Source organism: Stenotrophomonas pictorum JCM 9942, from assembly GCF_001431585.1.
Lineage (GTDB): Bacteria > Pseudomonadota > Gammaproteobacteria > Xanthomonadales > Xanthomonadaceae > Stenotrophomonas > Stenotrophomonas pictorum.
The window spans coordinates 1-1371 of sequence record NZ_LLXS01000077.1; the positions used below are offsets into that span (position 1 = coordinate 1).

The 1371-nt window shown below is 67.5% G+C and carries 1 pseudogene; it reads left to right on the forward strand.

The features are described from left to right. Positions 1-13 precede the first annotated feature (13 nt). Positions 14-1371, forward strand: a pseudogene (locus tag ARC78_RS15930) (ISCR element clade Ia family transposase); the annotation flags it as partial.

Below are 1371 nucleotides of genomic sequence, written 5' to 3' on the forward strand. Positions count from 1 at the left end.
ATAGTGTTAACAGGCCCTAGTGCAGGCGCACTACCCGGACTTCATCGCGCGTCTTGAGGCCGAAGACCGCCCGCTGCCCGAGTATGTGCGCGAGGAGTTCGAGACCTACCTGCGCTGCGGCGTGCTCGAGCACGGCTTCCTGCGCGTGGTCTGCGAGCACTGTCGTGCCGAGAGGCTGGTGGCGTATTCCTGCAAGAAGCGCGGGCTGTGCCCGAGCTGCGGCGCACGGCGCATGGCCGAGTCGGCGCGGCATCTGGTGGACGAGGTGTTCGGCCCGCGGCCGGTGCGGCAATGGGTGCTGAGTTTCCCGTACCCGTTGCGCTTCCTGTTCGCCAGCAAGCCTGAGGCGATCGGCCCGGTGCTGGGCATCGTGCATCGTGTGATCGCCGGTTGGCTTGCCGATCAGGCCGGCGTGCCGCGGGATACGGCGCAATGCGGCGTGGTGACCCTGATCCAGCGCTTCGGCAGCGCGCTGAATCTCAACATCCACTTCCACATGCTGTGGCTCGACGGCGTGTACGAGGACACCACCGAGCGTCCGCAGCGCAAGCCGCGCCTGCACCGCACCCGTGCGCCCACATCGGCGCAACTGACGGAACTGGCCAACACCATCGCGCATCGCGTGTGCCGGCACCTGACGCGCAAAGGCTGGCTGGAAGGCGAGGACGAATCCGTGTTTCTGTCCGACAGCGCGGCGGGCGACGACGGCATGGACGCGCTGCGGATGAGTTCGATCACCTACCGCATCGCCACCGGTCGCGACGCTGGCCGCAAGGTCGTCACCCTGAAAACGCTACCCGGTGATGCGGGTTCTCTGGACGGCGACGCCGGCAAGGTCGGCGGCTTCTCGCTGCATGCCGGCGTGGCCGCGGAAGCACACGAAAGCCACAAGCTCGAAAAGCTGTGCCGCTACATCACGCGCCCGGCGATCAGCGAGCAGCGGCTGTCGATCTCACCGCAGGGTAGGGTGCGGTATCAGCTCAAGACGCCGTGGCGAAATGGGACCACGCATGTCGAATGGGATGCGGTGGACTTCATCGCCAAGCTGGCGGCACTGGTCCCGCCACCTCGCGCGCATCTCACCCGCTTCCACGGCGTATTCGCCCCGAATGCAAACCTGCGTGCGCAGCTGACGCCCTCGGGGCGCGGCAAGCGGCCTGCGGGCGATGCGGCGCCAGTGGACGTCAGCGCCCACGACGAGCCGCGCAGCCCCGAGCAGAAGCGCCGTGCGATGAGCTGGGCGCAACGGCTCAAGCGGGTCTTTTCCATCGACATCACCACCTGCGCCCACTGCGGCGGCGCGGTACGGATCGTCGCCAGCATCGAGGAACCCGCCGCCATCAGCGCCATCCTCGCCCACTTCGAGAAGCA